At 42.2% G+C, this 19,773-nt stretch carries 15 protein-coding genes and 1 pseudogene; 1 reads left to right on the forward strand and 15 read right to left on the reverse strand.

The window, feature by feature from the left end; translation table 11 throughout:
- Positions 1–217: pseudogene (locus AC1DPZ_RS04285) on the forward strand (hypothetical protein); the annotation flags it as partial.
- A 140-nt stretch (positions 218–357) separates the two neighbouring features.
- Here the strand turns inward: AC1DPZ_RS04285 and AC1DPZ_RS04290 are convergent.
- From AC1DPZ_RS04290 to bamA, 15 genes are all read right to left on the reverse strand, one after another.
- Positions 358–2,265, reverse strand: coding sequence for an amidophosphoribosyltransferase (locus tag AC1DPZ_RS04290; protein WP_477401485.1), 1,908 nt, complete (start codon positions 2,263–2,265; stop codon positions 358–360).
- 310 nt (positions 2,266–2,575) lie between these two features.
- Complete coding sequence (locus tag AC1DPZ_RS04295; protein WP_477401486.1) at positions 2,576–4,552, reverse strand: amidohydrolase family protein; 1,977 nt, start codon at positions 4,550–4,552, stop codon at positions 2,576–2,578.
- A gap of 210 nt (positions 4,553–4,762) precedes the next feature.
- Positions 4,763–5,389, reverse strand: coding sequence for an alpha-ketoglutarate-dependent dioxygenase AlkB family protein (locus AC1DPZ_RS04300; RefSeq protein ID WP_477401487.1), 627 nt, complete (start codon positions 5,387–5,389; stop codon positions 4,763–4,765).
- 295 nt (positions 5,390–5,684) lie between these two features.
- Positions 5,685–6,992: an ammonium transporter gene (locus AC1DPZ_RS04305; RefSeq protein WP_477401488.1), complete on the reverse strand. Its 1,308-nt coding sequence runs from the start codon at positions 6,990–6,992 to the stop codon at positions 5,685–5,687.
- Positions 6,993–7,098: 106 nt separating this feature from the next.
- A complete protein-coding gene (locus AC1DPZ_RS04310) occupies positions 7,099–8,598 on the reverse strand; it encodes an NADH-quinone oxidoreductase subunit N (protein ID WP_477401489.1) in 1,500 nt (499 codons plus the stop codon).
- Positions 8,598–10,202, reverse strand: a complete 1,605-nt coding sequence (locus AC1DPZ_RS04315) for a complex I subunit 4 family protein (RefSeq protein WP_477401490.1) — start codon at positions 10,200–10,202, stop codon at positions 8,598–8,600. The genes AC1DPZ_RS04310 and AC1DPZ_RS04315 overlap by 1 nt, the downstream gene beginning before the upstream one ends.
- Positions 10,203–10,207: 5 nt before the next feature.
- Positions 10,208–12,319, reverse strand: coding sequence for an NADH-quinone oxidoreductase subunit 5 family protein (locus AC1DPZ_RS04320; protein WP_477401492.1), 2,112 nt, complete (start codon positions 12,317–12,319; stop codon positions 10,208–10,210).
- A 26-nt stretch (positions 12,320–12,345) separates the two neighbouring features.
- On the reverse strand, positions 12,346–12,651 hold the full coding sequence (nuoK, locus tag AC1DPZ_RS04325) for an NADH-quinone oxidoreductase subunit NuoK (RefSeq protein ID WP_477401493.1): 306 nt from the start codon (positions 12,649–12,651) through the stop codon (positions 12,346–12,348).
- Positions 12,648–13,196, reverse strand: a complete 549-nt coding sequence (locus AC1DPZ_RS04330; protein WP_477401494.1) for an NADH-quinone oxidoreductase subunit J family protein — start codon at positions 13,194–13,196, stop codon at positions 12,648–12,650. Before AC1DPZ_RS04330 ends, nuoK begins: the two co-directional genes overlap by 4 nt.
- On the reverse strand, positions 13,193–13,783 hold the full coding sequence (locus AC1DPZ_RS04335) for a 4Fe-4S binding protein (protein WP_477401495.1): 591 nt from the start codon (positions 13,781–13,783) through the stop codon (positions 13,193–13,195). The genes AC1DPZ_RS04330 and AC1DPZ_RS04335 overlap by 4 nt, the downstream gene beginning before the upstream one ends.
- A gap of 145 nt (positions 13,784–13,928) precedes the next feature.
- Positions 13,929–14,999, reverse strand: coding sequence for a complex I subunit 1/NuoH family protein (locus AC1DPZ_RS04340; protein ID WP_477401496.1), 1,071 nt, complete (start codon positions 14,997–14,999; stop codon positions 13,929–13,931).
- A 195-nt stretch (positions 15,000–15,194) separates the two neighbouring features.
- The gene (murI, locus tag AC1DPZ_RS04345) at positions 15,195–16,037 is read right to left on the reverse strand and encodes a glutamate racemase (RefSeq protein ID WP_477401497.1); all 843 of its coding nucleotides are present in this window, start codon (positions 16,035–16,037) and stop codon (positions 15,195–15,197) included.
- Between the two features lie 66 nt (positions 16,038–16,103).
- Entirely contained in the window at positions 16,104–16,616 is a 513-nt protein-coding gene (locus AC1DPZ_RS04350; protein WP_477401498.1) for an OmpH/Skp family outer membrane protein, read from the reverse strand.
- A gap of 55 nt (positions 16,617–16,671) precedes the next feature.
- A complete protein-coding gene (locus tag AC1DPZ_RS04355; RefSeq protein ID WP_477401499.1) occupies positions 16,672–17,202 on the reverse strand; it encodes an OmpH/Skp family outer membrane protein in 531 nt (176 codons plus the stop codon).
- A gap of 14 nt (positions 17,203–17,216) precedes the next feature.
- Positions 17,217–19,769 carry an outer membrane protein assembly factor BamA gene (gene bamA / locus AC1DPZ_RS04360; protein ID WP_477401500.1) on the reverse strand — a complete coding sequence of 851 codons (2,553 nt, stop codon included), beginning with the start codon at positions 19,767–19,769 and terminating at the stop codon, positions 17,217–17,219.
- Positions 19,770–19,773 lie beyond the last annotated feature (4 nt).

Raw genomic sequence — 19,773 nt, forward strand, 5'->3', positions numbered from 1 at the left:
CCTCAATATAGCAATAATGTTTTTAACCATCCTTATTGTACAGTTTGGGATGGATACCATCAAGGCTTTTTATGCCAATAAACTTCGGGATAAGATTTCTGTTAAGCTGGTACACCGCCTTAACGAGTTAGCCGGTATCGCTCTTATTATAGCATCATTGGTGTTGATAGATAAACTGGTTACCCACTTTGTATTTGCTGCACCTGCGGCATCGTAGCCCCAGCCGCTTAAGGGAGGGGAGTTCTTTGATCAACTATTGCGAATTACGGATGCAACTTATTAAACACAAAAAAAGGCGATAAGTATAAACTCATCGCCGCTATATTTTTACTCCCCTTTTAGGGAATTAAGAAGCTATTACATATAGGCTCTTTGATTCTTTCCTTCCATCCAGTTAACAAAAGCGCGGTTTACTACTTTATTACCACCCGGGGTTGGGTAATCACCACTGAAATACCAGTCGCCGGTATGATCAGGGCAGGCAATATGCAGGTTATCTAAAGTTTGATAAATCACTTCAACCTTACATTTTATTTCTTTAGGAGTGATGATCTGTGCTATCCGGTCTGATACCTGCTGATCGGTAAACAATTCATATATCGCTTTTACGTGGTTCTGTACCTTCTCTTTCGGCAGTTTAATACTATCCTTACATTTCTGGTAAACATCAAGAATAATATCTTCCCTGTCCATTTCTTTTAATAAACTGATGGCCGCTTCAAAAGCAACAAACTCACCCATACGTGACATATCAATACCATAACAGTCCGGGTACCGGATYTGTGGTGCCGATGATACCACAACAACCTTTGTAGGCCCAAGCCTGTCCAGGATCTTGAGAATGCTTTGTTTAAGTGTGGTGCCACGTACAATGGAATCATCAAGTACAACCAGTGTATCAGTGCCTTTTTTAATCAAGCCATAAGTGGTATCATAAACGTGGGCCACCATCTCGCTGCGGTCGGCATCCTGGGTGATAAAGGTGCGCAGTTTTACATCCTTAATGGCTATCTTTTCAACCCTTGGAGCCATCTGCAACACCTCTGTCAACTCCTCTTCACTTATCTTATCCTCCCTGTTCAGTAACCTATCGCGCTGGTATTTTTTTACATACTTGTGAACCCCCTCAACCATGCCATAAAAGGCGACTTCGGCAGTATTAGGTATGTATGAAAATACGGTGTTTTTAATATCATGATCAACCGCGTTCAATATCTGCTGGCATAGTAGCCTGCCTAATTGTTTACGCTCACGGTAAATGGCCGCATCGCTGCCGCGTGAAAAATAGATCCGCTCAAATGAACAGGCTTTCTTTTCCTTTGGCTCGCTAAACATATCCTCAGTTATCTTACCATTCTTTTTAACGATAAGCGCATGACCGGGTTTTATCTCCCTGATTTCTTCGATAGGAATATTAAATGCTGTTTGAATAGCAGGGCGCTCAGAAGCGGCAACAACTATCTCATCATTGTAATAGTAAAACGCCGGCCTTATACCAACCGGATCGCGCATTACAAAGGCATCACCGTGGCCCAATATCCCTGCAATGGTATAACCACCATCCCAGTTTTTGGCCGATTTGGTTAAAATTTTGGCTACATCCATATCGTTGGCTATCAGCTTGCTAATTTCAACGTTATCGTTCAGTCCTTCGCGTTTATACTGATCAAACAGGCCCTGGTTTTCGGTATCAATAAAGTGGCCCATTTTTTCGAGCACTGTAATGGTATCCGCCTGCTCCTTAGGGTGCTGACCAAGGTCATACAATTGCTGCAATAACTCATCAACATTGGTCATGTTGAAGTTACCTGCAATAACCAAATTCCTGGTTTGCCAGTTGTTTTGCCTCAAAAACGGGTGACAGCTTTCGATACTGTTTTTACCATGGGTACCATAACGCAGGTGCCCTAATAAAACTTCGCCGGTAAAGCTCACATGTTCTTTAAGCCAATCGGCATCAAGCATTTTTTCGGGGGTTTCTTTCTGAATATCCGCGAATTTCTTCTGGATATATTCAAAAATATCAGCAACAGMATTTGATGCCATTGAACGGTGACGACTGATGTACCGCTTGCCCGGAGCAATATCTAATTTAATGGTTGCAACACCCGCGCCATCCTGGCCCCGGTTATGTTGTTTCTCCATTAAAAGGTAAAGCTTGTTCAGGCCGTACAGCGCAGTTCCGTACTTTTTCTGATAATAAGACAGTGGCTTTAGTAAGCGGATAAACGCCACACCGCATTCATGTTTAATCTGATCGCTCATGATTTGGAATGAGGCTGCAAAGGTATCATTTTTAATGGATTCTTTGTAAAATCATTTGTCATTAATATAACACGATTTGAGGATTTTGCGGGATGAGCAGGATTTTGGTGAGCAGATAAAAAAAACAGATGTGCAGGTATGCAAATTTCGGATGTGCAAATGTCTTTTTGTCTGAACCCGAATTTCCCGAATTAATGAATTAACAGAATGCCGCTTATAATTCTGCCCATTCCTAAATTCTTAAAATTCAGGTTCAGAAAAATCGCGGTTCAGACAAAATTTGCACATCTGAAATCTGCATATCTGAAATCTACTTAGTAAACCCAACCATCTGGTGCAATTTTACCGGATCATAAACCTTACCACCCTTAATCACTACCGATACTTTACGAATCTCACTGATATTTTTTAATGGGTCGCCATCTACAATAATTATATCTGCCTGTTTACCCGCATCTATGGAGCCGGTCATGTTATCTGTGTGCATTACAGTTGCAGGTATTATGGTGGCGGTTTTAATGGCTTCTGCAGGGGTAAGTCCGGCGGCTACATAAAGCTCCAATTCGCGGTCGAGGCTATACCCGGGGAAACCCATATCGGTACCGGCAACAATAGGTACTCCGGCATCATAAAGTTTTTTCACAAGCATCTGCATACCATTCACCAAAGGCTTATATTTTGCCGCCTGCGCCGGCTCCATTCCCATATTTTTAAACAAAGCCTGTAATGGCAGGGGCAGATTATAAAATGCAGGCTCAAGTTGGGTAACATCATCTTTAACGTTCCTGAACGCCATTTCAAAAACCCCAATAGTTGGATCGATAACCACATGATGCTGTTTGATAAAGTTTATAGCAGCTATACTTACCGAATCATTTATATCAATTGAGCGGTCGTCATTGCGCTTCATCATAGCATACACGTATTGCATATGATTTACCATGTTCATACCCGAATCAACTCCCTGTTGCAGCGTCATGCCATTTGGAATGTGGCCGGTAACTGTAAGACCTAAACGGTGCGCCTCATCGCAAATGGCCTTTACTATAGCCGGCTTTGCCGAACTGTAGATCTTTATTTGCTGAAAACCATTCTGCTGGTAACGGTCAACCGCTTTAATGGCTTCTTCTTTGGTATCTGCCTGGATGATGCCCAAAGCATACTGGCCTTTACCATCAATAATACCTGCTTTTATAATATTAGGACCAACACCTTTGCCCCCATCAATAGCTGCTTTTATGGCATTGATGTATCCAAACTCATTACCGCAATCGCGTACCGTGGTTACACCGGCTGCAAGATACGCCGGCCCCCATTCGGCCTGTTCAAAGTGCGAATGCATATCCCATAGCCCCGGTAAAATAGTTTTACCCTGCGCGCTGATGATCTTAGCATTTGCAGGAATTTTAACAGTCCCGACTTTGCCTGTACTTTTAATCAGGCCATTCTCAATTAAAACTACAGCGTCTGTTATAGCGGTGCCGGTTTTTACATCTACCACTGTACCACCGGTTATCGCTATCAGTTTATCAACCGGCCCGGATGGCGCAGCGGCTTTGGCAAATATCTGCATACCATATACAGCTGCCCTGCTGATGAGTTGGGGTAACAATTCTTCATATTGCGCACGCATCATTTCCAGCTTATCACCTTCGGCATCGTTGGTGATTAGGCAAATGAGGTTATCTTTACTATCTGTCCAAACCAATTCGTTACCCCAAACCAGTCCGCTTATCATAAAGCGATCTAACTTTAAGGGTTTACCTTTAAAAACCAGTTCATCAACACCATCTTTTATAATTTGTACCGATCCAAAGGGCAGCGTGTTAATCCTTTCGGGCTGCTTATGTTTTTTCCAATACTGAACTAATGCCTGCTGTACTGTACCAGGCGAATACCCGGCAACCGGGAAACTTAAAGGCAACAGCTTTTGCGTGTATGATGAATCATTAACCCTGATGGCTGCGTCATTACCATTAATGGTAACTTTATCATCAACGGTTGAAAACCGGGAAGTACTGCCTTTAATGGTGAGTTCCAGCGGATCAGTAGCCGGGTTTACCTTTAACTCCGCTTTCAGCGGCACCGGCGAGCCACGATCAACAAACTTAAAATCGATGGTATAATGAACCGCGTCTTTATATTTACGCACCGTGTAGGTTTCTTTACCTATGTGCTGCTCAAACTTATGTAAAAAGAAAGTTCCGCTATCGGTAGGTAAATCAGTTTGCGCGTTGGCAACTATGCAAATTGTGGAAAAGCACAGGCATAATAGATATTTTTTCATAAGGTATTTGATAAGATGAAGGTATTAATAAAAAAAGGATTTTTATATCATGGAAAATGTTTGAATTTTTTCTGAACCCGAATTCACCGAATTGAGGGAATTTGCCGAATTACTTTTAAAATTCTGTTAATTCTTAAATTCGATAAATTCCGGTTCAGACAATCACCTGCACATCCGAAATCTGCACATCTGAAATCTGAAATCGCACATCTAATACTTTATATCCCTAAACGTAATATTTATCCTCGGCCCGTATTCCTTACCAATTTTGGGCACCTGGTGCAGCCAATGATGCTGGGTTTGGCCTTGCATAATTAACAGGCTGCCATTGTTCAATGCTATTGATACTTTGGCGCCCTTTTGCTCTTTATGTTTAAACTGAAAGGCACGTGTTGCCCCAAACGAGACAGAAGCGATAACCGGGTTACCACGCAGTTCTGTTTCATCATCGCTGTGCCAGCCCATGCTATCGCCACCATGGCGATAATAATTGAGCAGGGCAGCGTTAAACTGTTTGCCGCATTGCTGTTCGGCAGCTTCTTTTATCTTTATTAGCAAAGGCGTAAACGGGATAGGAGTATTTACCACTCCCGAGTAAGTGTAGGTTTGATCGCCATCGGCATACCAGGAAGTGAGCCGAGGAAAGTTCACCATTTTACCGTAGATCTTCATTTTATCCTGTTTCCAGAGGATAGTATGTTTCAGCTGTTCAAATATCTCGTAAACTCCTTCCTCCTCAAAAAAATTAGGATACAGGTAAACCTCACCATCAAAAGGTAATATATTTTGATGGGCGGTATTAAACATACCTAACTGGTTATCTACAAAAAGATCCATTTAAAAAGAGTCAAGATATAAGAGCCGGGAAACAAGACAAACGAAAAATTGACATGCTTCTTGTTTCCACTTAAAAAATTAGACAAAATAAAATGAAAACCGTTTAACCACATAGCAAAAACCCAGCACATTTTTCTGTATTATTCCATCCCAACGTCTTTTGTCCCTACTCTTTCTATCCTTGCTTCTTACTCCTTCTATCCTTGCTCCTTACTCCGTTCATTTTTACTCCAAAAAAAAATCCGGCTTTTCAGCCGGACTTTCAGGTTTATTGATTTGGTATGAAATTCGATAATTAAAGTTTTTCGCCATGCTGGCTGATATCCAGTCCAAGCTCTTCATCCTCTGCCGATACCCTTAAAGGCGATATCATATCTGTTATTCTTAACAATAACAATGAGCCGAAGAACGAAAATATTGATACCCCGATAAGCGCGATAATCTGCACCAAAAACAGGTGCGTTTCGCCAAAGAACAAGCCGTTACCTGTACTATTTGCTGCATTTACATGCTGATTGGCAAATACCCCTGTAAGCAGCATACCCACCATACCGCCTACCCCATGGCAAGGGAACACATCGAGGGTATCATCAATGGTAGTGCGCGTGCGCCACTCCACAACCAGGTTGCTCACCACGGCCGATATGATACCAATAGCCAGCGAATGCGGTACAGTTACATAACCTGCTGCCGGAGTAATAGCCACTAAACCTACCACGGCACCAATACAGGTACCCATTGCAGATGGCTTACGGCCACGCAGCATATCAAAAAATATCCAGGTGATACCACCGGCAGCCGAAGCCGTTGTGCTGGTTGCCAGTGCAGTTAYCGCCAAAGCATTGGCACCAAAGGCCGAACCGGCATTAAACCCAAACCAACCAAACCATAAAAGCCCCGTACCTATCATCACGTAAGTGATACGGGCCGGTGAATGATTGGCTTCGTTACGACGTTTTAAGTATAAGGCGGAGGCCAAAGCAGCCCAACCAGCCGACATGTGCACTACCGTTCCACCGGCAAAATCAAGTACGCCCAATTTGGCCAAAATGCCATCGGGATGCCAGGTACAATGCGCCAGCGGCGAAAATATGAAGATGGAGAACAGTACAAGAAAAATAATGTAAGAGTTAAAACGGATCCGCTCGGCAAAAGCGCCGGTAATAAGCGCCGGGGTTATTATGGCGAATTTTAACTGGTACATGGCAAACAGTAGTAAAGGTATGGTTGGGGCCGCCTTCCACGTAGCATTACCCAGCATTCCCTTCATCATAAAATAGGTGGCCGGGTTACCAATAAAACCATGGAAACTTTCGCCAAAGGCCAAACTAAAACCAAATATGCCCCAAAAAACAGTAATAATAACCATGCAAACAATACTTTGCAACATGGTTGAGATCACGTTTTTTTTATTAACCATACCACCGTAAAAAAACGCAAGGCCGGGAGTCATGATCAAAACAAGAGCTGTCGACATCAGCATCCATGCAATATCACCGGTATTAAAATGAGGATCCCCGGAATTCTTAAACTCAACAGATGGAAAAATAAATGTCAGCGTTAGAATTGTAAGTATAATTAAGAAAGGAATATACCGCTTCATGTAAGAATATAGAACTGATTTTAAAACGGCCTGAAATTAATACTTTTCCGGTAATAAAACTACAATTCCACCTGTTTTTTATTAAATAGACAATAAAAAAACAGCATTATAGATATTTAAGTATAAAATCAGGGAATATTCCTAACAAAATCAATATAAAACTTACAACTACAGCCAAAATCAACAAATTATAGGATTTTTTGTAGATAATCTCCTGATTTTCTGATCGCTTTAAAAATAAATTTAGCGGTATTTTTATGTAATAAAACAAGGAAACAACAGTAGTTAAAGCGCCGGTAGCCATCAACAGCATCAGCCAGATACTATGGCTTTGCTGGTAAACACTATACACTGCCGAAAACACAAATATTTTACCTGTAAACCCCGCCGAAACAGGCAACCCCGTAAGAGATATGAGTATAATGGTGAAACAAACAGACGCGATAGGATATTTTAAACCAAGTCCTTTATAACCATCCAAGTCCTCGGCACCGGCAACATTACTAAAGTAAGAGGCTAACACCAGAGCGCCAATATTTGCCAGCGCGTAAACCAGCAGGTAATAAGTTAATGCAGCCAGGCCCTGCAAATTCAGGATCACTACGGCCATTAATGCAAAACCCGTATGCCCTATGCTTGAGTAGGCCAGCATACGTTTAACATTGCTTTGCATTACTGCCGCAAAATTACCAGCTATCATGCTGATAATACCTGCAATAGATAATATGATAGCAGGATCAAAACCAGTTTTTTTACCCAAAACCATTACAGGCGCCAAAAAATTAATCAATAAGGCAAAGGCTGCTATTTTGGGCAGCGTTGACAGGTAAGCTGTAACAGGCGTAGGAGCGCCCTCGTATACATCAGGTACCCAAAAGTGAACCGGAACAAAAGAGAGTTTGAATCCTATGCCCACCAATACCAACATAATGGCGAAGGATGAACTCAAAGGATTAACCTTTAAAAGTTCTGTAATGGTTGATTGAAAAACTATGTCTAACGAGCCGCTGAAACCATACAGTAATGAAATTCCGTACAACATAATTGCCGAAGACGCGACCCCAAACAACACATACTTTAACCCGGCCTCGGTACTGAAAGCATTCTCAGACCGGTAGGCTACCATCAGGTACGATGCTATGGAAACCATTTCGATAGCAAGATAAATAGATAACAGGTTTACTGCCATCACCATTAAATGCAGCCCTAATATAGAGGCAATGGCGATGGAATATAAATCAGACAATCCTTTTTGATGACTATTGAGCTTTTCATCCCAGGTAAAATACAACAGGATAATAAATGCCAGTATATCAATAAAAAGTTTAAACCACACACCGGTATGACTAAGCAACAGCATATTGCTAAATATAAAATGCTGCACGCCCAGTGTCATCGCCACTTGTTGCAAATCTTTAAACAGCACAAACAACAGCCCTGCGCAAGCCACTGCACGGCAAAGGCCGGTTGATCTTTTACCAAATAACAAATCGGTTATCATAACCACCAGGAACAGCAGGCCCAAATAAACCTCGGGCACAAAATAGGTTACGCTGCCAAAAACATCGTTTAACTGATCGGATATATGGGTTAGCAGATCGTGCATTATTTTGCTTGTAAAAATTGTATCAATGCAAGCACCGAATCGTTAATCTTATCAAAAACCAACGATGGCATAATACCTAATACCAGGGCTATTAAAGCCAATGGCGCAAGGGTTAACTTTTCCCGCAGGTTCAAGTCGGTAAGGGCCGTCTTCCAAACGCTGCCGCCTTTTAACGATTCCTGGCCAAAGAACATGCGCTGCAATGTCCATAAAAAGTAGGCAGCACTTAAAAGTATCCCTAATGTACCGCAAACAGCCATCCAGTAAGGTAACAAACCGTTAACCGAATGCGATTTGAACACCCCGGCTAAAGTAAAAGCCTCGGCCACAAATGCCGAAAAACCCGGCAAACCCAGCGATGCAAAAAACGCGATCATTACAAAAGCGGTATATTTTGGCATCATAGTACCTAATCCACGGAAATGGTAAATATCCCTGTCATGAACCCGGTTGTAAATAACCCCTACCAGGAAGAACAGCATGGTTGATAAAAATCCGTGACTTACCATTTGCATTACGGCCCCGCTGATGCCTTCGGCAGTTTGTGAGGCGATGCCCAATAGTACAAAACCCATGTGAGATACCGATGAATAAGCTATCATCCGTTTAAGGTCGCGCTGGGCAAGAGCGTTAAGGGCACCATATAAAATAGAGATCACCCCAAGCAACCCAAGCCAGAACGCATGGGTGGTTGCCACATCCGGAAAGATGCCGATACAAATACGGATGATACCGTAACCACCAATTTTTAGCAGGATACCAGCCAGTATAATAGACACAGGTGTTGGTGCTTCCACGTGGGCATCGGGCAGCCAGGTATGCAATGGCACTACCGGCACTTTAATAGCAAAAGCGATAAACAGCACCACAAAGCCAACTGTACGCGCAGGCGTACCCAATATGGTTTGATGCCCGGCTATAGAGAATACTGATTGGGCGCTGTAATTCGCCGGGTTCATCATTTGCACCATGTTAAAGGTATGGTTGCCCGTGGCAGGGTCGGTAACGGATAGATATAACCCAACCATCACCAGCAACATAAATACCGAACCAAACAACGTATAAAGAAAAAACTTGATGGCCGCGTACTCCCTGCGCGCGCCGCCCCACATCCCGATAAGGAAATATAATGGCAAAAGCATCAGTTCATAAAACATGTAGAACAGGAAAAAATCCAGCGCGCAAAACACACCGATAACCGCCATATCCAACAATAAAAACAACAGGAAAAAACCTTTAAGGTTGCTTTTAATCTCCCATGAGGCCAAAGTTGCTATCACCAATACCAGCGAAGTCATAACCAGCAGCGTGATAGAGATCCCATCAATACCTACAAAATAATCAATCTGCATTTTGCCCATGCTGCCCAGGTTAAGCGCTATCCAGGGTAGCTTTTGAACAAACTGAAACTGGTCTTCATGATTAATGCCACCATAAGTTGCCCCCGTTTTAAAGTGCAGGTATATCCAAACGCTGATACCCAATTGTACCAGGGTAGCCAGCAGGGTAATATATTTAAAACTGCCCCGCATAGATGAAGGCAGCAGCATGATGATAAGGCCGAACAGTACAGGTATAAATATGAGTAAGGTTAATATATTCATCAGGTTTATATCAGTATTTTTAAAATAAACAGCGTTAGTACAATTATCAACATGCTAAACAAATAGTACTGTACTTTACCGCTCTGGAAGCTACGTGCAAAATTGCCAATACTTTGCACAATGGCTGCTATTAAATGCAAAAAGCCATCTACAATGTACTTATCGACCCAGGCAGTTAACCGCGCAGCGCAGCCACTTATTTTAGTTAGCAAATGGATAAAGCCATCAATAATATTTTTATCGAACCAAAAACATGCCTTGCCAAAACCAAGTACCGGTTTCACAAAAACACGTTTATATATTTTATCAATATACCACTGGTTGTAGGACAGCCGATATAAAAAGCCCGTTTGCGGGAAAGAGAAACTGTTTTGCTTTACATAGATGGCATACGCCGCATAGAGCACAAACAAGCTTAATATGTTTACTCCTGCCGGAATAATTGTGTGGTAGATGTTTTCGCGAACGAGGTAATTAGATGGCGACAGGCCGTTAAAAACCCAGGCATGCTCATACAACAAGGGATGAAGCGAGAACAAAGGGAACAAACTGCAAATGACCAATAAAGCCAACGGCAATTTGTATTGCCAGCTGCCATCGCCGATGTGCAGCTTAATATCGGGGTTGGTCTTCAATAACCTGAATTCGCCAAAGAAAACTCTTACAATAAGCCTGGCAACATAAAAAGCGGTAAGCCAGGTAGTAAGCAAAGCAGTAACCGGAATAATTTTGAACCATGCACTCCTGCTATCGCTCCATTCAAATGCCTGGATCAGGATGCTATCTTTAGATAAGTAGCCCGAGGTTAGCGGTAAACCAACCAATGCCAAACCGCCAATAATGGCAGCTATAAAAGTAAATGGCAGCTTTTTACGCAGGCCGCCCATGTACAGAATACTCTGCGGATCAATGTCCAGGTTGTTATCTTCCTTAATGTGCTGTACCTGGTGAATGACGATACCTGCCACCAAAAACAGCAGGCATTTAAAAAACGCGTGCGTAGCCAAATGGAAAAGCGATGAGGCATATGCCCCAACTCCCATTGCCAGTATCATAAAGCCTAATTGCGATATAGTGGAATAAGCGAGGATCCGTTTCAGATCGTTTTGAGTGAGAGCAATAGTGGCCGCCATGAAAGCGGTAAAACAACCGATACAGGCCAGTATGGTGAGCTCGGTTTCTGTAAACATAGGGTACACCCTGCCCAATAAAAACACCCCTGCGGCAACCATAGTAGCTGCATGAATCAACGCAGAAACCGAAGTAGGACCCTCCATAGCATCGGGCAGCCAGGTATGCAGCGGAAACTGGGCAGATTTGGCAGCGACGGCCAGGAAGATGCCGGCGACAGCAATGTATTGCCAAATGGCAGGTAATGAGCCTTGGGCGCCGCCAGCCAGCCAAACTGAGTCAACAGATTTTGGCAGTAGATCCGGAGTAACAACCCACAACCCATCATGAACTGAAGTAAAACTTACAATTCCTTGCGGCCCAAATAGTGAATTGATATCAAAAGTGCCATACATGGTAAAAATGATGATAATGGCGCTAAGCAAACCAATATCGCCAATACGGTTCATGATAAAGGCTTTTTTATTGGCCTGTACCGCTTTGTCCCTGGTAAACCAAAACCCTATCAGCAGGTACGATGAAAAGCCCACCAACTCCCAAAAAGCATAAAATAACACCAGGTTATCAACCACTACCAAAGCCAGCATGCTGAAGCAAAAGAAGCTGAGGTAAGTAAAGTATCTGCTGTACCGCCCGTCATACTTCATGTAAGCAGTAGAATAAATATGCACCGGCAAAGCGATAACCGATACCAGCAACAGCATTAATACAGATAGGTTATTCAATAATATCCCCGCATAGACCTTGGTTGCACCTATAGTAAACCAAACCTCTTTTACATGAATCTGAGGGTTATTCCAAACCCCGACAAATACTTTGGCCGCCAAAACACAACTCAACAAAATCCCCAAAGTTGATATCCATCCTGCGGCCTTACTTTTTTCCGGCAGGCAAAAGTTTAGCAAAGCGGCAAGCAGCGGTGAGGCCACAGCCGCGAGGGTGCAGGTGATGAGGGTGAGATCCTGGTATGGTAAAGTGTTATTCAAGTTTTATTTTAATATTCTACGATTTATCAATCCTTCAAATTATTGATCTTACCCGGATCAATGGTTTTATATTTTCGGTACACATTCAGGATAATGGCCAGTGCTACCGCTGTTGTTGCAGCGGCCAGTACAATGGCAAACAGGGCGAAGATCTGCCCGCTATTGCTTATGCTATCGTGTTTACCAAAAGCCACCAGGTTTAATATGGCTGCGTTCAATATCAATTCAATACCGATAAGGATCTGGATAGCATTACGTTTTGATACGATCATGTACAATCCTATGCAAAAAAGTGCTGCACTTACCACCAAAAAGTCGGTTAATGTGATCATGCGCTGCCCTCCTTTCGTGACAAATGCGCCGCGCCAACCAAAGCCATCAGCAATAAAATAGAGATGGCCTCAAAGGGCAACAAATACCGGGTCATTAAGTTAACACCAATGTTATCTATCATCACCGCATTTGGTGTGATGGTGTTGTTATAAGCGATAGAATCCTTTACCCAGGCCAGGTTATCGGCATCGGCCTTTAACACTACGTTGATCATCACTATAAAGAACAACGCTGCCAGCAATATGGCAGGCAGTTTCCYCAGGCTAAAAAATTTTCCCTTCTGCTGTTGTAGCACGTTTAAAGCTTCTTTACCCGATAACATAAAGGCAAAAATGATTAGCACCAATATCCCTCCTACGTAAATTACCACCTGGGTTACGGCCACAAAATCGGCCAGGGCCAAAACGTATAATCCGGCCAGGGCAAACAGCGTTACAAAAAACACAAATATACTGCGTACTAAATTTTTGGTTGATGCCGCATACAATGCCGAAGCAAGGGCAATAGCACTCATAAAGTAAAATAGCACACGGATTAAACTCATGCCCCACCCTCCTTTTTTTGCATAGCGGCCAATTTAGCAGCCTGCTTTTCGGCCTGTTGCTTATCAAACAGGGCGCGCTTCTCGGCGGCAACCTCTGGCGGCATATCCGAGAACTGGTAGGTAAGATCGCTTAGCTCAAATACGGTTTTGTCATATTGGTTGGTCATCACAATACATTCGGTTGGGCATACAATAGTGCACAGGCCGCAATACATGCATTTGGCCATGTCAATATCAAACTTAGCGGCATAAAGGCGTTTGGTAGTACCATCTGATGTTTGCCCGATGGCTTCCGTCGCCTTAATGGCTTCAATATCTATACAATCAACCGGGCATACCTTGGCACATAAATCGCATACAATACAATCGTCCATCTCCACATCCAGCTGGTAGCGGCCTATTTCGGGAACGGGCAGCTGTTGTTTGGGGTATTGGATGGTGTTGGTGCCTTTTTCCAGTTGTTTAAAGTAATTACTGTCGCTTACAGTGATGATCTTCCTGGCTGAATTAGACGCAAAGAGATGCCTTATGGTAAGACTTAAGCCTTTCCATGCCGTTGCAAAACCGTTGATTACTCTTTTAAACACTAATTATTAATTCTAAATTCTAATTGTCTGAACCGGGATTTGTCGGATTAAGGGATTACCCTGATTTACCTTCTTATCTTGATTCCTACCTTTTTCTTCTTATCTCTATCTTTTGTCTTTTCATCCTTAATCCTTGCTCCCAAAATCACATCAGCCACAATCTCCATACGCCCGATACCAATATACAGACGAAGGCCAGTGGGGTTAGCACTTTCCAGCAAAGGTTCATGAGCTGGTCTACCCGGAAACGGGGTAATGTCCACCTGATCCACATTTGTACGGCTACTAATCCTAATGTTTTTATTGTTACCCACAAAATGCCCCATGCCATGCCGGTTGTCCAATCGGCTAAATGAACCCGGCCTATGTTTGGTAATGGCGTGTTCCATGCGCCTAAAAACAAAATAACCCCTATCATGGATACCAGGAACATCATGGAATACTCGGCCAGGAAAACCAGCGCGAAACGGATGCCGGTAAACTCAGTATGGAAGCCCGCCACCAGCTCCGACTCCGCCTCAGGGATATCAAATGGAGCGCGATTACTCTCGGCCAGTGAAGCTATAAAGTAGATTGCAAAGGCGATAATGAGGTGCGGGGCACGGAATATGTTCCAGCTAAGCAAGCCTCCCGACGTAGTTACGTCCCAAAAACCAGCAAACTTTATTTTCTCGGGCGATAAGATCCCCTGCTGCATAGCTATTGCCTGCAGATCGAGGGTTTGGGCTATCATCACCACAGATATGATGGCAAAGCCAGCCGGAATTTCGTACGAAATGATCTGTGCGGCCGAGCGCATGGCACCCAATATGGAATATTTGTTATTTGATCCCCAGCCTGCCATCAGGATACCCAATGTTTCGATAGAGATAATGGCAAAAATATAATAGATACCAAGATTTATTTGTGAGGGGATAAGCCCGGGGGCCCAGGGCAACGCAGCAAAGCCCATGTAAACAGCAATAAAGATTACAGCAGGAGCCAGCATGAAAAGCCATTTATCGGCAGCAGCGGGGATAATGAGTTCCTTCTGGAGCATCTTCATGATATCAGCCAGCGTTTGCAGCGAGCCGAATTTACCTGTCTCGGTGGGGCCAAGCCTGTCTTGTATAAATGCAGAGATCTTTCGCTCGGCATATACACCAAACAAAGCAAAAAAGGCCGAAAAGCTAAACAACCCTACCGCAACAATAAAATATGTGATATAATAATTCAAGTACCTTTTTGCTTAAGCTGCAAACTTACTAAATGTTGAACTATTTTAGACGACAAGTTTAGTATATTAAATTGGTGAGTGGTTGATTGGGTGAGCTGTTGATTAAGTTAAATTGAGTTGAGCTGTTTTAGAAGTTTTTTTGACGGAATATTAAAAGTACCTGGTTTTATATTTTAAACTTAATTCAACCACTCACTAACACCTAACCAAATCATTCGCCGATATAAACTTTGATTGTACCGGTGATGAAAAAAACAGCGAGGCGTGATGATCAAAATCAGCTGTATCGTCTGTAGTGGTATAAAACTGGTTGGTACCGTTTTTGGTTAATTTATTCTCCATTTCGGGATGGCGTTGCAGGTAATCAACCAGGCTTTTGGCAACTATATCTCCCTGGGCAACCACTTTCACATGGGCAGGCAGGGCAGCCTCTATTTTATCTTTTATAATAGGATAATGAGTACATGCCAATAAAATGGTATCAATATCGGTCGATTGGGCCATAATTTCATCCAGGTACAATTTCACAAAATAATCAGCACCGGGCTTGTCGTACTCACCATTCTCTATCAGCGGCACCCATAGGGGGCATGCCTGCTGGTAAACTTTCACATCCGGGAAAAAATGCTGGATCTCTATAAGGTATGATCCAGATTGTACTGTACCTTTTGTACCCAGTACCCCTATTTGTTTGGTTTTAGTATAATCGCCTATGATCTCGGCAGTTGGCCTTATCACGCCGAGTACCCGTTTTGTAGGATCGCCGTTTATAAGGTCCTGCTGCTGTATGGTACGCAAAGCTTTGGCCGATGCCGTATTACAAGCTAATACTACCAGTGGGCACCCTTGCTCAAACATCCATTGCACACATTCCCAGGTATACTCGTGTATGGTTTTAAACGACCGGTTTCCGTAGGGTGCGCGGGCATTATCACCCAGGTATATATAATCGTAACCCGGCAACTGTTCAATAATAGATTTAAAAACCGTAAGGCCGCCAAAGCCCGAATCAAAAATACCGATGGGTTTATTTTGCATATACAAACATAAAAAAAGCGCCCCGTAAATACAGGGCGCTCCTTTATAAATGACTAATAGTTGATATTATTTTAAACCTAATTTTAATTTTACAGCAGCCATCAGGTCATCAGCATCCGGAGATACCAAAAGGCTTACCTGTGAAGAATCCAATACATATGCGTATCCTTTTTCTTTTGCAACTGCCTGTACAGCAGCTGTAGCTTTATCAAAAAGTGGTTTACCTAATTCATTTTTCTTTGCTTCAACCTGTTGCTGAGCGTTAGTTTGATAATCAGTCATACGTTTTTGTATATCCTGAAGCTCGTTACCTTTTGCTGTACGTACAGCATCGGTCATGGTAGCCTGATCTTTTTGAAAGGCCTGGCCTTTTGTGGTGTACTCATTGTTCATGGTAGTGAGCACGTCAATAAAGGTTTTTTGGTAAGCCTGAATCTGAGTTGAAACAGTTTTAGTTTCTGGCATTAAGTCAATCAGCTGGTTAAAATTAATATGGCCAATTTTGGTCTGCGCATTGGCAAAGTTGCCGGCAAATATCATTCCTACTGCAACTAAAGCAACTTTAAATAGTTTTTTCATTTTTCTTGTTCTGTGTTTAATAATAGTTTTGTTCTGTTTTTATTTATTCAAAAAGTTATTTGGCAAGTACTCCGGGTTTAAGCCCTAATTTGGTTATTACTTCTGCACTTTTGTCGAGCCTTGGGCTTGCATACAGCATGATCACTTCGCTGTTTTTATCAAAAATCATATCCAGATCGTTACCCTCGGCTACCGCCTGTACGGCTTTAGACACCCGATCCTGAATTGGTTTAATCAAAGAAGTACTCTTTTGTGAAAGTTCACCATCCGGGCCAAATTTTTGACGTTGAAAATCCTTTGCGGCCTTTTCTTTATCTACAATCTCGGCCTCGCGGCGTTTTTTCATATCTGGCGTCATCAGTATCTGGTCGGCCTGGTATGCTTTGTACAAACGGTCAATTTCCTGGAAACGTCCGTCAACTTCTTTTTGCCATTGATCGGATAAAGCGGCAAGTTGCTTTTGCGAAGAAGCATACTCCGGCATGTGCTTCAATATATAATCCGAGTCAACATAAGCAAAACGTTGTGCATAAGCTCCTGCAAATGCTGTGAACGTTAAAATTGCTATTAAAATTATCTTCTTCATATTCGGTTCGCAAATTAATTAAATCCGCCGGATAAACTCTGAGAAATTGTAAAATGGAACTGCCCTTTATTTGCATCAGGGGCACCTGGTATTTTATCAAACCCATAACCATAATCTAATCCAAGCAAGCCAAATATAGGTAAAAATATTCTTGCGCCCACACCTACCGAACGTCTAACGTTAAACGGATTGAACTGGTTAAAATTGTTCCAAACGTTTCCACCCTCGGCAAATGCTAATAAAAATATGGTTGCCGACTGGCTGGCGATAACCGGATGGCGTAATTCCAGCGTATATTTATTGTAGATGGTGCTACCTGTATTGGAGTTCTGGTTTTCATTTGAACCTTCGGGCACTATGGAGAAGTTTTGGTAACCCCTTAAGCCGATGATTTCACTACCCTGTAAAAACTGGTAGCTCTGCATACCATCACCACCTAACTTAAAGCGTTCAAACGGCGATGGACCAACTTCTTTGTTGTACATGCCCAGGAAACCAAACCTCACCTGCGACATCAGTACAAATTTACCAACCAGTTTGGAAAACCATTGCGCATCGTATTTAAACTTATAGTATTCTACAAAATGGTAACGTTCCTGTGGAGTGGCTACCTTATAGTTAACATTGTTAAACAACGAATAAGGAGGTGTTGCCTGTACCGTAAATTTAATATTTGAACCCTGTGTTGGGAAAATAGGCGCATCGATTGAGTTACGGGTTAATTCCTGTGTTAGCTTGATGTTGAATGATGTACCATTTTGAAAAAGGTAACCTGAATAATTATCAAGGTTATAGTGATCAAAGTTAAGGGAGTAATTCAGCTGGAAATAGTTATCAGGCCATTTTAAGCGTTTACCCAAAGTAATACCAACACCGTTAATACGCAGGTTATTATAGTACGGGCTCGATTTTGCATAATACTGACCTGTTGAACTACCTTGCGTATATGCTGATAATGCAAAGTAAATAGGTTTTTTACCACCTAACCATGGTTCGGAGAAAGTGAACGAAAAGTTTTGATAAGTACGGCCGCTTGACTGGCCTCTTAAGCTTAGTTTTTGTCCATCGCCTTTTGGCAGTGGTTTGTAAGCTTTAAGGTTAAATATATTCCTTAACGAAAAGTTGTTAAAGGTAAGCCCCAGTGTACCCACCAGCTGCCCGCCACCAAAACCGCCCGAAAGCTCTATCTGATCTGATGGTTTTTCAACCACGTTGTAAATAATATCTACAGTACCATCCTGCGGGTTAATGTTGGTTGGCTTGGGTTCGGTTTTTTGTTCGTCAAAGTTACCAAGCTGACCAATTTCACGTGCACTGCGTATTAATAACTCTTTGTTGAATTTTTGGCCTGGCTTAGTTTGAATCTCGCGCAACACAACCTTATCGTTGGTTACATCATTACCTTTAAGACTTACGCGGTTAATGGTGTATTGCGGGCCTTCATAAATACGGATATCCAGATCTACAGTATCATTATAAACCCTTGTTTGTACAGGATCCGCGTTGAAAGTTAAATAACCATCATTTAAGTAAAGCGACGAAACATCATCATTACTAGGTGTTGGTCCGCTTAACCTTTTATTTAATTCATCCTCGCTAAATACATCGCCTTTTTTAACGTGTAATATTCTTTCCAATAATTCGGTAGTATATTTCGCATTGCCAGACCAACTAACTTTACCGAAGTAATATTTGGGGCCTTCGTAAACTTTTATCTTTACGTTAACCGTCTGATCGTCGTGTTTCCAAACAGAATCGCTTATCAATGCAGCATCACGATAGCCTTTACCCTGCATTTTTTCAATAAGGTTTAACTTATCCTCTTCGTATTTATCCTGTTTGAATTTTTTTGATCCAAAAACGTTATACCATCTTCTTTTACGGGTTTTGCTTAAATACCCCCTCAGATCACCTTGCGAAAACGCTTTGTTACCTTCAAAAGTAACATCGTTAATTTTCACTTTGGTTTTCTTGTCAATTTTTACATCGAGTATAACACTGTTGGCATCTCCCGGATCTTTACGCTGTGACATAGTAACGGTGGTGTTCATAAACCCCTTCTCGTTAAAATGCTTTCTAATAATAGCCGATGTAGTGCTTAATAAATTCTCGTTTACAATTTTACCGGTCTTATCGGTTAATTTTTTCTGTATATCCTCAACTTCGCCTTTACGGATACCTGTTATATGCAGGCGGGATAAACGCGGTCGCTCCACTACTACAATTTCAAGATAAACCGTATCAAGGTTAATTTTAGTAATATTTAACTGTACATCATCAAACAAGCCTTGTTCGTATAATTTCTTTATTACTTCGGCATTACGTTCGCCCGGTAAATTAATACGATCGCCTTTTGTTAATTTTGAAAGCAATATCAAATTATCCTTATCAAGATATTTTACTCCACTTACGGTAATACCACCTATGATATAATCGCGCGGATTAAGGTAACTTAAACTATCAGCCGGTATCTGTTTTGTGAGTGGTTGCCTCGGTGGATTGGAAACCTGGGCCAGTGCGGCGGTACCAAAAACAGAGAAAAGAATAGCAAAAAGAAATTTATACATTCGA

Source organism: Mucilaginibacter sp. P4_G9 (genome assembly GCF_056400985.1).

Coding starts and splice junctions, on each gene's coding strand:
- AC1DPZ_RS04295 (WP_477401486.1), bottom strand. CDS start 4,552: ATGAAAAAATATCTATTATGCCTGTGCTTTTCCACAATTTGCATAGTT.
- AC1DPZ_RS04300 (WP_477401487.1), bottom strand. CDS start 5,389: ATGGATCTTTTTGTAGATAACCAGTTAGGTATGTTTAATACCGCCCAT.
- AC1DPZ_RS04310 (WP_477401489.1), bottom strand. CDS start 8,598: ATGCACGATCTGCTAACCCATATATCCGATCAGTTAAACGATGTTTTT.
- AC1DPZ_RS04315 (WP_477401490.1), bottom strand. CDS start 10,202: ATGAATATATTAACCTTACTCATATTTATACCTGTACTGTTCGGCCTT.
- nuoK (WP_477401493.1), bottom strand. CDS start 12,651: ATGATCACATTAACCGACTTTTTGGTGGTAAGTGCAGCACTTTTTTGC.
- murI (WP_477401497.1), bottom strand. CDS start 16,037: ATGCAAAATAAACCCATCGGTATTTTTGATTCGGGCTTTGGCGGCCTT.
- AC1DPZ_RS04350 (WP_477401498.1), bottom strand. CDS start 16,616: ATGAAAAAACTATTTAAAGTTGCTTTAGTTGCAGTAGGAATGATATTT.
- AC1DPZ_RS04355 (WP_477401499.1), bottom strand. CDS start 17,202: ATGAAGAAGATAATTTTAATAGCAATTTTAACGTTCACAGCATTTGCA.
- bamA (WP_477401500.1), bottom strand. CDS start 19,769: ATGTATAAATTTCTTTTTGCTATTCTTTTCTCTGTTTTTGGTACCGCC.